Source organism: Thauera sp. ZXT1-4, assembly GCF_052598215.2.
Genome location: NZ_JBQWSN020000115.1, coordinates 1 through 910, shown reverse-complemented (window position 1 = coordinate 910; position 910 = coordinate 1). Strand labels below are relative to the sequence as shown.

1 protein-coding gene and 1 pseudogene are annotated in these 910 nt (G+C 64.0%); both read right to left on the bottom strand.

Features of this window, described 5'->3' with window-relative positions; translation table 11 throughout:
* A partial coding sequence (locus ACUH78_RS19380; RefSeq protein WP_445334447.1) for an argininosuccinate synthase domain-containing protein occupies positions 1-397 on the bottom strand: 397 nt, incomplete at its 3' end.
* 67 nt (positions 398-464) lie between these two features.
* Positions 465-910: pseudogene (locus tag ACUH78_RS19375) on the bottom strand (Rossmann-fold NAD(P)-binding domain-containing protein); the annotation flags it as partial.

Genomic DNA, 910 nt, shown 5'->3' with positions numbered 1-910 from the left:
GCTCGAAGCGGACCTGGTCGTTGCCCTTGCCGGTGGCGCCGTGCGAGACGGCGTCAGCGCCGGTGGCCTGGGCGATCTCGATCTGGCGCTTGGAGATCAGCGGGCGGGCGATCGAGGTGCCGAGCAGGTATTCGCCTTCATAGACGGTGTTGGCGCGGAACATCGGGAAGACGAAGTCGCGCACGAACTCTTCACGCAGGTCGTCGATGAAGATGTTCTCGGGCTGGATGCCGAACTTGAGCGCCTTCTGGCGCGCGGGCTCGAGCTCTTCGCCCTGACCGAGGTCGGCGGTGAAGGTGACCACTTCGCACGCGTAGGTGTCCTGCAGCCACTTCAGGATGACCGAAGTGTCCAGCCCGCCCGAATAGGCGAGCACTACTTTCTTGACGTCGCTCATGCTGTTTTCCTGTTTTCTGCTGTGTTGCCGGCACGCACGCCCGTGCACGCCGTTCATGTTCGTTGGATCAGTGCTCGATGCGGCCGAGCATCAGGTATTCCATCAAGGCCTTCTGCGCGTGCAGGCGGTTTTCGGCCTCGTCCCATACCACCGACTGCGGGCCGTCGATGACCTCTGCGGTGACTTCCTCGCCGCGGTGCGCGGGCAGGCAGTGCATGAACACGGCCTCCTTGTGCGCCACGGACATCATCTCGGCGTCCACGCACCAGTCGGCGAAGGCCTTCATGCGCGCTTCGTTCTCGGCCTCGAAGCCCATCGAGGTCCACACGTCGGTGGTGACCAGGTCAGCGCCCTTGCAGGCTTCCATGGGGTCGGCGAACTGCTCGAAGTGGTTGGTACCGAAGAGGCCCGCACGCTCGGGCTCGACTTCGTAGCCCGGCGGGGTCGACACATGCACGTTGAAGTCCAGCACCTCGGCGGCCTGCAGCCAGGTGTTGCACATGTTGTTGCTGT